The sequence below is a fragment of the Brevundimonas sp. genome (assembly GCF_965279155.1).
Classification (GTDB): domain Bacteria; phylum Pseudomonadota; class Alphaproteobacteria; order Caulobacterales; family Caulobacteraceae; genus Brevundimonas.
In genome coordinates this window covers 1616112-1630652 of the sequence record NZ_OZ257138.1, presented here as the reverse complement: position 1 = coordinate 1630652, position 14541 = coordinate 1616112, and the positions used below count along the sequence as shown (strand labels likewise).

Sequence of the window (14541 nt, the reverse complement as noted above, 5' to 3'; positions counted from 1 at the left end):
AGGGCCACTTCGCCCGCAAGGTCGCCCCCAAGGGAAGCGTTGATGCGTCAGTTCGCCCGGTTCGTTTCGTCCCGTCTGCTCGTTCGCCGTCTGGCGCCTCTGGTCGCCCTCTGCGCCGTCGCCGCCTGCGCCACGACCCCGCCGCCCCCGCCTCCGCCGCCCAGTTCCGCGACGGGCGCGGCGCTGATGGACTGGCGCGGCGTCATCACCTCGGGCGACCGCGACCGCTATCGCCGCGTCGACGCTGCCTGGACCCTGGCCCTGCAGCAGGCGAAGCGTCAGCCCGGCTCGGGCGACCTGAACGGGCTGGGCGACCTGATCTCGCCCAAGGCGGCGCGTCCCGGCGTCACGCCGCCGCCCGGCGACTATCGCTGCCGCACCGTCAAACTGGGCTCCCAGGGTGGCGAGGACGGCCTGGGCTATGTCGTCTACGGCTGGTTCGCCTGCCGCATCGAACAGACGCCGCGCGGGCTCAAGTTCTCCAAACTGACTGGCTCCCAGCGCCCGTCGGGCCTTCTGTTTCCCGAAGACGACCGCCACATGGTCCTGCTCGGTTCCATGGCCTTGGCCCAGGAGCCCGCCGCCAACTCCTACGGCCGCAACGCCGACCGCGACCTGGTCGCCGTGCTGGAACGCATCGGCGAGGCCCGCTGGCGCCTGGTCCTGCCCTGGCCCCAGTACGAGTCCAACCTCGACCTGATCGAACTGGTCCCGGCGCCGCGAAGCTGAGCGAGCCGAGAGACATCGCCGTCGCCGGCGCCGGGCCGACCGGCCTGGCCGTCGCCCTGATGCTGGCGCGTCAGGGGCGCCGCGTCGTGGTGTTCGAACGGTTCGATCAAGCCCAGCCGGTGGGCGCGGGCTTCATGCTGCAGCCGACGGGCCTGGCCGTGCTCGACGCCCTGGGCCTGACCGACCAGATCGAGGCGTTGGGCCAGCCCATCGACCACATCTTCGGCCGGGCGGCCACCAGCGGCCGGGTCGTTCTGGACGTCCGATATGCCGATCTGAAACGGCCTCGCGCGGCCCTGGGCGTCCATCGCGCCGCCATCTTCCATGTGCTGCACCAGGCCTGCCTCGACGCCGGGGTCGCGTTCGAACTGGGGCGCGAGGCCGTGGCGGCGTCGCAGGGGCGGCTGACGTTCGCCGATGGATCGATTTCCGCCGGCTTCGACCTGATCGTGGACGCCACCGGCGCCCGCTCGTCCATCGCCCAGGCCCACGGCGCGCGGCGGCGGGCCCTCAGCTTCGGCGCGCTTTGGGCGACGACGCCCTGGCCGGCCGATCCGCATTTCGATGTCCGCGCCCTGCAACAGGTCTATCGCGGGGCGTCCAGGATGGTCGGCGTCCTGCCGGTGGGCGCCAGGCCCGAGGCGCCGGATCGGCTGGCGACCTTTTTCTGGAGTCTGAAGACCGACGACTATCCCGCCTGGCGAGAGGCGGGGCTGGAGCCGTGGAAGGCCGAGGTGCGCGCCCTGTGGCCCGAAACGGCATCGGTTCTGGACGCCATCGGCCATGTCGATGATCTGGTCCTGGCTCGATACGGCCATCATACCCTGACCCATCCCGTGGCGGATCGGCTGGCCATCGTCGGCGACGCCGCCCATTCGACCAGTCCGCAACTGGGCCAGGGCGTCAACATGGGCCTGCTGGACGCCCATGCCCTGTGCGAGGCCATCGGCGGTCATCCCGATCTGGGCGCAGCGCTTTCGGCCTATGCGCGCGAGCGACGCTGGCACCTGCGGCTCTATCAGGCGCTCAGCCTGGGGTTCACCCCCTTCTATCAGGCCGACGGACGCGTGCGGCCCTGGATCCGCGACCACATCCTGGGCAAGGCCGCGCGGCTTCCGTTCGCGCCGCGCCTATTGGCCGCGACGGTCTCGGGCCTGCTGCTGGACCCGCGCAAGACCATCGCCGGCTGAACCTCGCGCGCGCTGTCACGTTCGGTTTCGACAACCGATGGAGACGCCCGCATGCGCCGCACCCCTCTGGCCATTCTGGCCCTGATGACCACGACGGCCCTGGCGGCCTGTGGCGATGACCGCCCCGCCAGCCCGGCCGAGACCTCGCCCGCCGTGACCGAACCAACCGCAAGCGCGCCGCCTCAAGCCGCGCCTGAGGCTGTGGCCACCCCACAGCAACAGGCGGCGCCCGCAGGGGGCATCCAGGGCGGAACCGACAACTGGCGTCAGGTCGCCAATACTGCCGACGCCAGCCTGCTGGGCCGGCTGGACCAGGCCTGGCGTCTGGGTCGCGCCGAGGCCGAGGACGGTGGTTTCGCCCGTCAGGTCGAGGCGCTGGGGCCGCTCGCTGATCCGAATGCGGCCCAGACCGGCCGCATCCAGCCGGGGCCGGGGACCTATCGCTGTCGCACCATCAAGATGGGCCGCCGCGTCGAGGGCCAGGGGCTGGCCTATATCGAATATCCCTGGTTCGCCTGTTCGGTCGAACTGACGCCGGGCGGCGACCTGGTCCTGACCAAGACGAGCGGGTCGCAGCGCACGCGCGGCCTGATCTATCCCGACACCGACCGCCGCGCCGTCTATGTCGGCGCCCAGGCCTGGGGGGCGGACGAAAAGACCTTCCCCGCCTATGGCGACAAGGCCGAGCGCGATCAGGTCGGCGTCATCGAACGCATCGGCCAGAGCCGCTGGCGCCTGGTCCTGCCGTGGCCCAAGCAGGAGGCCAAGCTGGAGCTGCTGGAGATCACGCGCTAGCGCGCCGTGCAGTCCAGCGGCTTTGCATACTCGACGGCGCTGGGGTCCAGCCGGCGCGCCTCCGCGATCTGCGTCTCGGCCTCGGCGCAGCGGCCGGTTGCGGCCAGGGCTCGGGCGTAGGAATGCCGGATCGGCGCGGCCTGCGGCAGGGTCGCCAACGCCGCCTCGCAATAGGGCAGACCTTCGGCCGCGCGCCCGGCCTGATACAGGATGAAGCAGTGGTTGTTCTGCACGCCCGCCTCGTCCGGCGACAGGGCCAGGGCGGCGCTGCTGTCGGCGACGGCGGCGGGATAGTCGCCCAGCTTGGCCAGCAGGCCCGCCCGGTTGGTCAGGGCGATCCCATCGGTCGCCGACAGGGACATGACCTGGGCCTTGGCCGCCGCAAACGTCGCCGGATCGCCGTCCTTCAGGATCGGCAGGATGCGGATCAGCACCTCGAACCTCAGCTGGTCGTCCACCGGCATGTCGTTCGCCGGGTCGCCCGACGCGCTGACCTCGCCCTTCAGCATCCGCCACGCCAGGCCGGCGTCTTCCTGCGCCGCCTCGTTGCGTCCGGCGTGGAAGTAGGTATCGCCCCGGAAGGCGTGGAAGACGATGTCGGAGGTCACCGCCATGCCGGGCGGAATGGCTTCGTCATAGAAGCCCAGGGCCTTGGCGTATTGGCCCGCCAGATAGGCCTGCGACGCCAGGTTGATCAGCGCCAAAGCCCGCACGGGCGACCCCTTGGGCGCCGCATCTGCGCAGGCCTGGACGTTCATCTGTCCCGCCACATCCGGTCGGCAGACGGCGGGAATGTCCTGGGGCGTCTGCTCGCTCTGAAGCGCCAGGGACAGACCCAGGATCAGGGCGACGGTCGCGATCATCTCAATCGACGCGCGTCAGCTTCAGGTCCTGATAGTCGTAGCTGAAGTCGATGTCGGGGCTGACCCCCTTCACCGTCGCCGTCGCGGGCTTGGCCGTCAGGATGGCGAAGGTGACAAAGGCGTCCTCCTCGCGCTTGTCCGGGAAACGGGTGCGGAAGGTCTCGCCATCATAGGGCTCCAGCCAGCCTTGCAGGGCCGGGGTGTGGGTGAAGCTCAGCCACAGGCCGCTCTTGCGATTACGCCCGCGTCCCTCGGTCTTGGGCGCGATGACGATGTCGCCGTACCAGGGGTCGCGCCAGGTTCCGGCGTAGGCCTCCAGCGGCATGGGCGGGGCGGCGCCGGCCGCCTGTTTGGCGTCGATCTCGGCGGCGGCGGCGATGGATTTCGCATTGCCCTCGGTCTCCATCCGCTTGGAGTCCGCGATCCAGTCGACGTCCACCTTGCCCATGCAGATGTCCGAAATCCCCGAACGAAGCGCGCGCAGCAGGAAGCTCTCCTCAGCGTTGGAGAAGATGCAGAAGCCGGTCTTGCGGCCGGGGATCAGCACCGTCGCCGAAATCCCGCCGGGCGAGCCGCCGCCGTGGCTGGCGATCCGCTCGCCGCGATAGTCCTGAACCTGAAGCCCCATGGCGTAGGTCGAGGCGATGGACCGGTTGGGCAGTTCGGCCGTCGGCCCGGGCGAGGATCCGACGATGATGTTGGGTCGAACCATCTCGCGCGCCGCCTCCTCGGAATAGAGCCGCGTCCCGTCCGCCAGCTTGCCGTCGTTCAGACGCACGGCGATCCATTTGGCCCAGTCGGTCGGGGTGGTGCAGATTCCGCCTGCGGCCGCCGCCGAGTCCCAGTTCCACACCTCGACGATGGACTTGGCGATGGGCGTCATCGCCCCTTGATAGCGCAGCGGCGGCCCGACGCGGCCGTGGGGCAGGGCGGATTTGGACGCATCGGCCAGACGCGCCAGCGGCACGGTCTCGATCATGCCGACCTTGTCCAGGATGCGGGTCTGGATGAAGGCTTCCCAGCTCAGGCCCGCTGCCGCCTCCAACACAGCCCCCGCCACCACGAACATCAGGTTGCAGTAGTGGTAGCGGGCCCTGAACCCGTCCTCGATCGGCACGAAGGCGGCCTGGGCCAGCACCTCGGCGCGGGTGCGGTCCGAATTGGGCCAGAACAGCAGGTCCCCGGCGCCTAGGCCGAACCCGGCCCGGTGGCTCAGCGTATCGCGAACCGTGATGTGTTCGCCGATATAGGGGTCCGACAGGGTGAAGCCGGGCAGGTAGGTTTTGACGGGTTCGTCCCACTTCACCTTGCCCTCGTCGACCAGAATGGCCAGGGCGGCGGCGGTGACGTTCTTGGTGTTGGACGCGATGGCGAACAGGGTGTGCTCGTCGGCACGGGCCGGCTGGCCCTGCACCTTGACGCCGTATCCGCGCGCCAGGACGGTCGTCCCATCCTTGACCACGGCGACGCCCAGCGCGGGCTGATCCGGCCACGCCGCCATGCATTTCGCCACATAGGCGTCCACCGCCTGGACCAGCGACGCATCGTCATTCGCGGGCGCAGTCTGGGCGAAGGCCGGCTGGGCCGCCAGCGCCGCCGCGCCTCCGGAAGCGAACAGGGAACGGCGCGACAGGCGAAGGGACATGGCGAACTCCAGCGAAGACGCCGGACGCTAGCGCCCCTGCGCCGTCTAGGCCAGTCGCCACCGCTGAAGTTGCTCCAGCACGTCGGCGACGATCTGGTCGGGGGTGAAGCCGGTGATGTCGTGCGGGCGGGCGCCGTCGCCGGTCTGGGCCATCAGTCGCCACTCCAGCAGGCGGCGGCCCTGGGAGGTTTCGCGCGCGGTCATGGTCGGTCGCGGGCGTGATCGCGCGCCGATGCGATAGACGAAGGTCCGCTCGCCGTGCCGCAAGGTCAGCCAGGCGGCGGCCTCGTCCGTGCCGATCTCGGCGTCCGGCTCTTCGGCCTCCAGGGCACCGCGCACCGTCTCCAGCGCGGGCAGGCCGTGGCGGTCGATCTTCTTGACGATGTCGGCGCGGCTGGCAGGGGCCAGGATGCGTTTCAGCCGCTCGGCCAGGGGCGGGCCCTCGGTCTCGACGTTGCGCCCCGCCAGGTCGGCGTTCATCTGGCGCACCAGGCCGATCGACAACAGGATCATGATCAGGACGAAGGGCAGGGCGGCGGCCAAGGTGGCGGCCTGAAGCGCGCCCAGCCCGCCCGCCAGCAACAGGGTCGCGGCGATCAGACCCAGCAGCAGACACCAGTAGACCCTCTGCCAGCGCGGCGTGTCTTCGGCCCCTCCCGAGGCGATCGTGTCGATGACCAGGGCGCCGGAATCGGCCGAGGTGACGAAGAAGACCGCCACCAGCAGGATCGCCAGGGTCGAGGTGAATGCCGCGCCCGGCAGCTGTTCCAGGAAATAGAACAGGGCGGTCGACAGGTCGGTCGAGACGGCGTTGGAAATCGCCCCCGCCGCCTGGCCCATGTCCAGGCTGATGGCCGTATTGCCGAAGACCGTCATCCACAGGAAGGTGAAGCCGGCCGGCACCAGCAGCACGTTCAGCAGGAACTCGCGCACCGTGCGCCCACGCGAGATTCGGGCGATGAACATGCCCACGAACGGCGACCAGGCGATCCACCAAGCCCAGTAGAACAGGGTCCAGTCCGCCATCCAGGCGCGCGGCTCATAGGCGTAGAGGGTGAAGGTCCGTTCGAAGAAATGGTCCAGATACAGGCCGAAGTTCTGGACCAGCGCCTTGAACAGGAAGTTGGTCGGCCCGACCACCAGCACGAACAGCATCAGCAGGACCGCCAGGATCAGGTTCAACTCGGACAGGCGTCGAACCCCCTTGCCGACGCCGCTCATCACCGAGGCGGTCGCCGCCGCCATGACCACCACGATCAGCCCGACCTGCACCCAGGGCGTATTGGGGATGCCCAGCAGATAGGTCAGGCCGCTGTTCATCTGCGACACGCCGAAGCCAAGTGAGGTGGCGATGCCGAAGGCCGTGCCCCAGATGGCGAAGATGTCGACGGCGTCGCCGATGGGGCCGTTGATCCGCTTGCCCAGCAACGGCGACAGCCCCGACCGTAGCGTCAGCGGCAGGCCCTTGCGGTGCGCGAAATAGGCCAGGCTCAGCCCCACCAGCGCATAGATGGCCCAGGCGTGCGCCCCATAGTGGAAGAAGGTGATCCCCATCGCCTCACGGGCGGCGGTGAAGGTGCCGCCTTCGCCGGAGGGCGGGTTGATATAGTGCTGGATCGGCTCGGCGACCCCGAAATACATCAGGCCGATCCCCATGCCGGCGGCGAACAGCATGGCCAGCCAGGACAGGTAGGGGAAGTCGGGCTCGGCGTCGTCCGGCCCCAGTTTCAGCGCGCCCGTCGGCCCGATGGCCAGCACCAGCACCAGGCCCACGAACCCGGCCACCGAGGCGATATAGAGCCAGCCGAAGGTGTCGATCACCCAGGCCTGGACGCTCTGGAACACACGGTCGGACTGTCCAGGGGCGATGACGGCGACAAGCAGCAGCAGCGCGATGATGGCGCTCGCGCCCCAGAAGACGCGGGGATTCATCTTTGTAGTCAGCATCGGCTCAAAGCGTATGGCGAAGCTGGCGGTTCCCTGCACGGCCGAAGGTCCGCCGCGTGCATGAAGAAGATGTAACTTTGCTTTTCAAAGTAGCATCGTTAGGCAGGCGTCATCGAAGGGCGTCGCGGACGTCTGGGCGCACTTTCAGGATCTCCGGGGCATGACCTCCTCCAAACTCGTTCTCATGCTGGGCGTGGCTGCGGCCGTGCTGCCCGGCGCCGCCCTGGCGCAACAGGCTCCCGCCCAGCCGACCACCCAGCCCACGGCACAGACTCCTGCGCCCCGCACCGCGCCCCCGGCCCAGCCGACGCAGCAACCGGCCGCCGTCGGCGACGTGGTCGTCAACGCCCGCGCCGCCGATGTGCGGACCTCGATCGATTCCACCAGCTATAGCCTGGCCAACGATCTTCAGGCCACGACCGGCACCCTGGCCGACGCCCTGCGCAACGTGCCCTCGGTCGAGGTCGATCCTGACGGCAACGTCAGCCTGCGCGGCGACTCCAACGTCACCATCCTGGTCGACGGCCGCCCCTCGACTCAGTTCAACGGCCCCAGCCGCGGCCAGATGGTGCAGCAGATTCCGGCGGCCCAGTATGCCCGCATTGAGGTCATGACCAATCCGTCGGCGGCCTACAGCCCCGAGGGGTCGGGCGGGGTCATCAACCTGATCACCAAGCCCACGACGGTCCGCCCGACCCAGACCACGACCGGATCGATCCGCGCAAACGTCGGCGACGGCGGCCGCTACAACATCGGCGGCAGCGTCGCACATGTGAACGGCAAGACGACCCTGACGGCCGATGTCGGCGTTCGCCACGACGGCTATTTGGCCGAGACCAATCGCGTGCGCGATCGTCTGGACACCGGCTCGGGACGCTTCCTGGAATCGCGCCAGAGCCAGGACATCGACGGCGCCTCCGACAGCGCCTACGTCCGCCTGTCCGCCGAATACAATCTGGACGCAAAGACCCAGCTGGTCGGCGAATTGCGCCACACAGAGGTCGATGCGGGCGGCGACGGCGTCACCCTGTATGAGGCCGACAATGCGGCCGGCGGCATCGGCTCGGCCTATCGCCGCGCCGGCGACGGTCGCTTCAAGGGCCAGTTCTCGGGCGCGACGGCGCGGATGCTGCGGCGCTTCGACGACCAGGGCCACGAATGGACCAACGAGGTCCGCTTCGACCGCAACAGCTTCAACTTCACCTCCGACAGCTTCGTCGATCAACAGATCCCGGCCGCCGCGAACTTCATCGAAGCCACCGCCAACAAGAACGAACAGGACCAGTGGGGCGTCACCAGCGCTTACGTCCGGCCTCTGTCGGACGGCGGCAAGTTGCGCCTCGGCTACGAGCTTCAGGCCACCCTGCTGGAGCTGGACAACGGCGTCGCGCGCGGCCCGACGCAGGCCACCCTGACGCCCGACCCGCTGGTGTCCAACCGTTTCGACGTCGATCAGGTCGTCCACGCCCTCTACGTCACCTACGAGAAGCCGTTCAGCGAGAAACTGTCGGCCCAGTTCGGCCTGCGTCTGGAACAGGCGAACCTGGACCTGGATCAGGTCACCAGCGGCGCGAAGACGTCCCAGGACTATTTCCGCGCCTATCCGACCGGCCACCTGTCCTACAAGCTGAACGACAAGGACACGGTGCGCGCCAGCTACAGCCGCCGAATCCAGCGTCCCGGCCCGGCCGATCTGAACCCCTTCCTGACCTATGGCGATCCGCAGAACTATCGTTCCGGCAACCCGGACCTTCAGCCGCAGGAAACGGACTCGTACGAGCTGAACTGGCAGCGCCGGGTCCAGCAGACCTTCTACCAGGCCACCCTCTATTACCGCGACACCAACAAGGCCTTCAGCCAGACGACCCGCGACCTGGGCAACGGGATATTTCTGACCCGGCCCGAGAACCTGGGCGCCAGCACCTCGACCGGCCTGGAGCTGGTCGCCAACGGCCCGCTGCTGCCGACCCTGCGCTACAGCGCCAGCCTGAATGTCTATCGTCAGGAGATCGACGCCGCCGGCATCGTCGGCGCCCAGGATCGTTCGGGCGACGCCGTTTCGGGCCGCCTGTCCCTGAACTGGCAGCCGACTCCCAAGGACTTCGTCCAGGTCTCCGGCATCTGGAGCGGCGACCAGCTGCTGGCCCAGGGCGTGCGCGAGCAGTCGACCCTGGTCAACCTGGGCTATCGCCGCAAGCTGAACGATGCCTGGTCGATGCAGATGACGGTGCGCGACCTGTTCGACGATTTCGGCTCGACCACCACCCTGACCACCCCGACCTTCCGCGACCGTTCGGACCAGACCTTCGGCGGCCGGGCGGCCTATATCGGCCTGACCTGGAACTTCGGCGGCGGCCAGCGTCGTCCCGAACAGTTCGACTTCCAGGGTCCGACCACCGGCGGCTGACGGCCCTTGAAGAGGCTCTCGGTCGCGCCCACCTGAAACGGCAAGAAACCGGGACATCGCTCAGCAGAGGGTGTTCCGGTCCATCCGCTTCTCGAAGGGATACCGATGAATCTCGAACTCTATTCCGACCGCGCCAAACAGGCCGTTCAGTCGGCCCAGTCGCTGGCGCTCGCCCGCCGTCACCAGCAGTTCGCGCCCGAGCACCTGCTCAAGGTGCTGCTGGAGGAACGCGACGGCCATTCTTCAGGAGGGTTGGCCCGCAACCTGATCACGGCCGCCGGCGGCGACGCCAAACGCGCCGAGGCCGATGTCGAGACCGCCCTGAAGAAGCGCGCCCAGGTCTCGGGCGGCTCGGGCCAGCTCTATCTGGACGGCGACACCGCCCGCGTCTTCGCCGCCGCCGAGGAGGCCTCCAAATCCGCCGGCGACGCTTTCGTCACCACCGAACGGCTGCTGGCGGCGCTCGCCAAGGAGGGCGGGGTCGCCGCCGAGGTGCTGAAATCCTCGGGCGCGACGGCCGAGAAACTGGACGCCGCCATCGCCGAGGTGCGCAAGGGCAAGACCGCCGACAGCGCCGGCGCCGAGGACGGCTATGACGCCCTGAACCGCTACGCCCGTGACCTGACCCTAGCCGCCCGCGACGGCAAGATCGACCCGGTTATCGGCCGCGACGAAGAGATCCGCCGCACCATCCAGGTCCTGGCCCGGCGGACCAAGAACAACCCCGTCCTGATCGGCGAACCGGGCGTCGGCAAGACCGCCATCGTCGAGGGCCTGGCCCTGCGCATCGTCAACGGCGACGTGCCTGAGAGCCTGCGCGACAAGACCGTCATGGCGCTGGACATGGGCAGTTTGATCGCCGGCGCCAAATACCGCGGCGAATTCGAGGAGCGGCTGAAGGCCGTGCTGTCCGAGGTCACGGCGGCCGAGGGCGGCATCATCCTGTTCATCGACGAGATGCACACCCTGGTCGGCGCCGGAAAGGGCGACGGGGCCATGGACGCCTCAAACCTGCTCAAGCCCGCCCTGGCGCGCGGCGAACTGCACTGCGTCGGCGCCACCACCCTGGATGAGTATCGCAAGCACGTCGAAAAGGACGCGGCCCTGGCCCGTCGCTTCCAGCCAGTCTTCGTCGCCGAACCGACGGTGAAGGACACGGTCTCCATCCTGCGCGGCCTGAAGGAGAAGTACGAGGTCCACCACGGGGTCCGTATCTCGGACAGCGCCATCGTCGCCGCCGCGACCCTGTCGAACCGCTACATCACCGACCGCTTCCTGCCGGACAAGGCCATCGACCTGATCGACGAAGCCGCCAGCCGCGTGCGCATGGCCGTGGACTCCAAGCCCGAGGCCCTGGACGAGATCGACCGCCGCCTGGTCCAGCTGAAGATCGAACGCGAGGCCCTGAAGAAGGAGACCGACCAGGCCTCAAAAGCCCGGCTGGAAAAGCTGGAGGACGAGATCGCCGATCTGGAAGGCCAGTCCGACGACCTGACCACCCAGTGGAAGGCCGAAAAGGACAAGGTGGGGCAGGGGGCGCAACTGCGTGAGACCCTGGACCGTCTGCGCCTCGAACTGGCCAACGCCCAGCGCGCCGGCGACCTCGGCCGCGCGTCAGAGATCGCCTACGGCCAGATCCCCCAGATCGAGAAACAGCTCGAAGAGGCCGAGGCGAACGAGACCTCAGGCAAGGGGCCGTTGACGCCGGAAGTCGTCGACGCCGAGCAGATCGCCGCCGTCGTCAGCCGCTGGACCGGCGTCCCCGTCGACAAGATGCTGGAAGGCGAGCGCGAAAAACTGCTGTCGATGGAGACCGCCCTGGGCGGCCGCGTCGTGGGTCAGGACGAGGCGCTCGCCGCCGTCTCCGACGCCGTGCGCCGCGCCCGCGCCGGCCTGAACGACCCCAACCGACCGCTGGGCAGTTTCCTGTTCCTGGGCCCGACCGGCGTGGGCAAGACCGAACTGACCAAGGCTTTGGCCGAGTTCCTGTTCGACGACGAGGCCGCCATCACCCGCCTGGATATGTCGGAATATATGGAGAAGCACAGCGTCTCCCGCCTGATCGGCGCCCCTCCCGGCTATGTCGGCTATGACGAGGGCGGCGCCCTGACCGAGGCCGTGCGCCGCCGCCCCTATCAGGTCGTCCTGTTCGACGAGGTCGAAAAGGCCCACCCCGATGTCTTCAACGTGCTGCTGCAAGTGCTGGACGACGGCCGCCTGACCGACGGCCAGGGCCGCACCATCGACTTCCGCAACACCCTGATCATCATGACTTCCAACCTGGGCAGCCAGTATTTAGCCGAACAGGGCGAGGGCGACGATGTCGAAGCCGTCCGCCCCTTCGTCATGGACGCCGTCCGCGCCCACTTCCGGCCCGAGTTCCTGAACCGGATCGACGAGATCATCCTGTTCCACCGCCTGGGCCGCGACCAGATGGGCGGCATCGTGCGGATCCAGCTGTCACGGTTCGAGAAGCTGCTGGCCGACCGCCGCCTGTCGCTGGACCTCGACGACAGCGCCCTCGCCTGGCTCGCCGACCGGGGCTACGACCCCGCCTATGGCGCGCGTCCGCTGAAGCGGGTGATCCAGAAGGATCTGGTCGATCCGATTGCGCGGAAGTTGCTCGCCGGCGAGATCGAGGATGGCGGGGTGATTGCGGTCACCGCCGGCGAGGGCGGGTTGGAGATCGGGAAGATGCGGATACATTAGAGCGCCTTTAAAGCGCGTGGCTTGGTAGGCCTTTTGCGGGGATGACACGTACAAGAACGTAAGTTTCCCGCACGGCTGAGGTTGTATCTCGCACAGTGCGTCTTCTAAAAATCCCGGTAATCTCATGGCCAACCATGGGGTCGGACTCAAGGCTTCGGAGGTATTCCTCACTGATGTCTCGGGCAACCTTCCCCTTTATTTCAAAGCCACCACCTCGAAACTCAAATCGTCGAGCTCCGGGTAGGATGCCTTGAAGAATGCCGTCGAGCGTCAGTTCTTCGTCGACTATTGTGGCATTCGCTACCCGTTCATAAGCACGAGCCAATGCGGGAGAGTTGAGTTCTAAGGTTCGATCTTTCTCGGATATAGTGAGAGTGGCCTTATGATCGTGGACGAGCTTAACAAAATCACGAATATTCACAAATAAGCGGTCGTTTACCTCTTCGAGTGCAGCTTCGGCCTCGGCTTCGTCAGGCGCGGAAACTCGTTCTAGTAGACGAACAGTTGCATCGGCGGCCGTTTTTAGCGCGCTGTCTGTCCACTGCTCTCCTTTGGGGTCGATCTCCTCAAGAATAAAGCCAAACGATCCATGAACTACGCCTGTAATATGAAGCGCTGCCATTTCGCTAGAGATGGTTGGGCCACGTTGTCCGACTCTGCCGTCTGACGCCTGCACGGCGAAAGCAGTAGCGACGGTCCGTTGAAACGCATCAATGGCTTTGCTTCCGAAACTCGCTTCGATAGCAGCGGCTCCGGCGACGGGAGCACCATTGAAAACCAGAGCTATTTCAGCTCTAGTCCCAAGTTGACGGCCTAGCTTTTCCAGCTCTTTTCGAACGCCTCGAAGGCGGGCATCAAGAGACACGCGACCTAGTATATCAGTTGAACTGGTATGATCGATCAGCCTCTGAAGGCTAGCGCTCTCAGCCTCAAGACGCTGACGCATGAGGAAAGTGCTCACGGTGTCAGTCCTGCGGCTTTGAGGGTTCCTAAAAGCGCGTCATCAACTGCTTGACCTTCATCCGTGATTTGAAGGTAGCCCTTCCAAAGGCCGTTGCGGCGATGCGAAAACAATGAGTTCCAATAGCAAAGCTGTTCTACAGAGATGGCATTGGCGGTCATAGCGTAGTGGTCGCAGCGAAACTGCACCTTGCTTTGAGTTGGATCGAATAAATGAATGTTCGCGCCAATAAGAGCATTATACGCGACTACGTCATTTTCGGTCGGATGGCTCAAAAAAGACATTACGTCGATGTCGCCAGGAGGCCTTCCCTCCGAAGCCTCAATGTTCTCACAGAAGCTTCCGTCAATCCATTGCCGATCAAGCGCGAAACCCAAGTTTCGAAGTTCAGCACGTATACCTAAGAAGCCGACCAAAATTGCCCGACGTTCGGCTGTCGTAGCCAAATGAGTCGCAATCTCGCCGATGGTCGTGGGGTATGGCGAGAATCCCAAAGGAGCTCCAGGCCACACACCAACAAATGGTGGGAGAACGTTGCTCGCGGAAAAGACTGGAAACGGCAAAGAGCCTCCCCTCTCATTGCCAAGACACCTTCTAAACCGCACTTTTGCTTTCGACGCAATCCTTGGCTGTGAGCGGCACGCGCGCTCAAGCCCTCTCCCAATGGGAGAGGCGAGGCCAAAACTTGATCCTTCTCCCGTTGGGAGAAGGTGGCCGCGAAGCGGACGGATGAGGGCCGGGTGTCGAAGTCGGCGTGAGCCGTCGCACCGGTCTGGCCGCAGCGGGTGTCTGGGGGCGCTCGACCCTCACCCTTTCGCGCAAGGACGTCGGCTGCGCCGCCGTGCGCTCAAGCCCTCTCCCAATGGGAGAGGGTTACAGGCCCAGCGTCCTGGCGTGGGCGCGGATGGCGTCGTCGATGCGGGCGGGGTCGGTCAGGGCTTCGGCGTTGGTGAAGCGGACGACGGTCCAGCCCAGCGCCTCGACCTCCTGCTGGCGGTAGTGGTCGTTCAGCGCGACCTCATCGCGCTTATGCACCCCGCCGTCGATCTCGATGACCAGCCGCAGCGGAACACAGGCGAAATCGACCACGAACCGGCCGACCGGGTGCTGGCGTCGCACCTTCCAGCCATCGACCGCGCCACCGCGCAGTCGCGCCAAGATGCGGTCCTCGGCCAGGCCGCTGCTCTGGCGAAGCCCCCGCGAGCGCGGCGTCAGGCGGCTGGTCGTCATGCGCGGCTCCCCTTCGGAAGGCCATCCCACATCCGTCGCCGCCTTTCGGCAAGCAAAACCCGCCA

The 14541-nt window shown here is 66.9% G+C and carries 11 protein-coding genes; 5 read left to right on the top strand and 6 right to left on the bottom strand.

Going from position 1 to position 14541, the window contains the following annotated elements; all coding sequences use genetic code 11:
- Positions 1–42: 42 nt before the first annotated feature.
- The 3 genes from ACQY72_RS07745 to ACQY72_RS07735 are packed head-to-tail and all read left to right on the top strand — an operon-like array spanning position 43 to position 2714.
- The gene (locus ACQY72_RS07745) at positions 43–729 is read left to right on the top strand and encodes a DUF4893 domain-containing protein (protein ID WP_428156651.1); all 687 of its coding nucleotides are present in this window, start codon (positions 43–45) and stop codon (positions 727–729) included.
- Positions 651–1919, top strand: a complete 1269-nt coding sequence (locus ACQY72_RS07740; protein ID WP_428156686.1) for an FAD-dependent oxidoreductase — start codon at positions 651–653, stop codon at positions 1917–1919. Before ACQY72_RS07745 ends, ACQY72_RS07740 begins: the two co-directional genes overlap by 79 nt.
- Before the next feature lie 51 nt (positions 1920–1970).
- Positions 1971–2714, top strand: a complete 744-nt coding sequence (locus ACQY72_RS07735; RefSeq protein WP_428156650.1) for a DUF4893 domain-containing protein — start codon at positions 1971–1973, stop codon at positions 2712–2714.
- Here ACQY72_RS07735 and ACQY72_RS07730 read toward each other — a convergent pair.
- The 3 genes from ACQY72_RS07730 to ACQY72_RS07720 are packed head-to-tail and all read right to left on the bottom strand — an operon-like array spanning position 2711 to position 7169.
- A complete protein-coding gene (locus ACQY72_RS07730) occupies positions 2711–3577 on the bottom strand; it encodes a tetratricopeptide repeat protein (RefSeq protein WP_428156649.1) in 867 nt (288 codons plus the stop codon). The two genes, ACQY72_RS07735 and ACQY72_RS07730, sit on opposite strands and share 4 nt — an antisense overlap.
- A gap of 1 nt (position 3578) precedes the next feature.
- Complete coding sequence (locus ACQY72_RS07725) at positions 3579–5222, bottom strand: serine hydrolase (protein WP_428156648.1); 1644 nt, start codon at positions 5220–5222, stop codon at positions 3579–3581.
- Positions 5223–5267: 45 nt separating this feature from the next.
- The gene (locus ACQY72_RS07720; protein WP_428156647.1) at positions 5268–7169 is read right to left on the bottom strand and encodes a BCCT family transporter; all 1902 of its coding nucleotides are present in this window, start codon (positions 7167–7169) and stop codon (positions 5268–5270) included.
- 160 nt (positions 7170–7329) lie between these two features.
- On the opposite strand from ACQY72_RS07720, the gene ACQY72_RS07715 reads away from it, so the two are divergent.
- Together ACQY72_RS07715 and clpB are read left to right on the top strand one after the other, a co-directional pair.
- Entirely contained in the window at positions 7330–9576 is a 2247-nt protein-coding gene (locus tag ACQY72_RS07715; protein ID WP_428156646.1) for a TonB-dependent receptor domain-containing protein, read from the top strand.
- Positions 9577–9681: 105 nt separating this feature from the next.
- On the top strand, positions 9682–12285 hold the full coding sequence (gene clpB, locus ACQY72_RS07710) for an ATP-dependent chaperone ClpB (protein ID WP_428156645.1): 2604 nt from the start codon (positions 9682–9684) through the stop codon (positions 12283–12285).
- A gap of 7 nt (positions 12286–12292) precedes the next feature.
- On the opposite strand, the gene ACQY72_RS07705 is transcribed toward clpB, so the two are convergent.
- From ACQY72_RS07705 to ACQY72_RS07695, 3 genes are all read right to left on the bottom strand, one after another.
- Complete coding sequence (locus ACQY72_RS07705) at positions 12293–13246, bottom strand: hypothetical protein (RefSeq protein ID WP_428156644.1); 954 nt, start codon at positions 13244–13246, stop codon at positions 12293–12295.
- Positions 13243–13851 carry a DUF6932 family protein gene (locus ACQY72_RS07700; RefSeq protein ID WP_428156643.1) on the bottom strand — a complete coding sequence of 203 codons (609 nt, stop codon included), beginning with the start codon at positions 13849–13851 and terminating at the stop codon, positions 13243–13245. The genes ACQY72_RS07705 and ACQY72_RS07700 overlap by 4 nt, the downstream gene beginning before the upstream one ends.
- Before the next feature lie 268 nt (positions 13852–14119).
- A complete protein-coding gene (locus ACQY72_RS07695; RefSeq protein WP_428156642.1) occupies positions 14120–14476 on the bottom strand; it encodes an endonuclease domain-containing protein in 357 nt (118 codons plus the stop codon).
- Positions 14477–14541: the final 65 nt, after the last annotated feature.

Bases quoted from the DNA above. Each gene is read 5' to 3' on its own strand.
- ACQY72_RS07735 (WP_428156650.1), top strand. From the start codon at position 1,971: ATGCGCCGCACCCCTCTGGCCATTCTGGCCCTGATGACCACGACGGCC.
- ACQY72_RS07730 (WP_428156649.1), bottom strand. From the start codon at position 3,577: ATGATCGCGACCGTCGCCCTGATCCTGGGTCTGTCCCTGGCGCTTCAG.
- ACQY72_RS07715 (WP_428156646.1), top strand. From the start codon at position 7,330: ATGACCTCCTCCAAACTCGTTCTCATGCTGGGCGTGGCTGCGGCCGTG.
- ACQY72_RS07725 (WP_428156648.1), bottom strand. From the start codon at position 5,222: ATGTCCCTTCGCCTGTCGCGCCGTTCCCTGTTCGCTTCCGGAGGCGCG.
- ACQY72_RS07720 (WP_428156647.1), bottom strand. From the start codon at position 7,169: ATGCTGACTACAAAGATGAATCCCCGCGTCTTCTGGGGCGCGAGCGCC.
- ACQY72_RS07695 (WP_428156642.1), bottom strand. From the start codon at position 14,476: ATGACGACCAGCCGCCTGACGCCGCGCTCGCGGGGGCTTCGCCAGAGC.
- clpB (WP_428156645.1), top strand. From the start codon at position 9,682: ATGAATCTCGAACTCTATTCCGACCGCGCCAAACAGGCCGTTCAGTCG.
- ACQY72_RS07745 (WP_428156651.1), top strand. From the start codon at position 43: ATGCGTCAGTTCGCCCGGTTCGTTTCGTCCCGTCTGCTCGTTCGCCGT.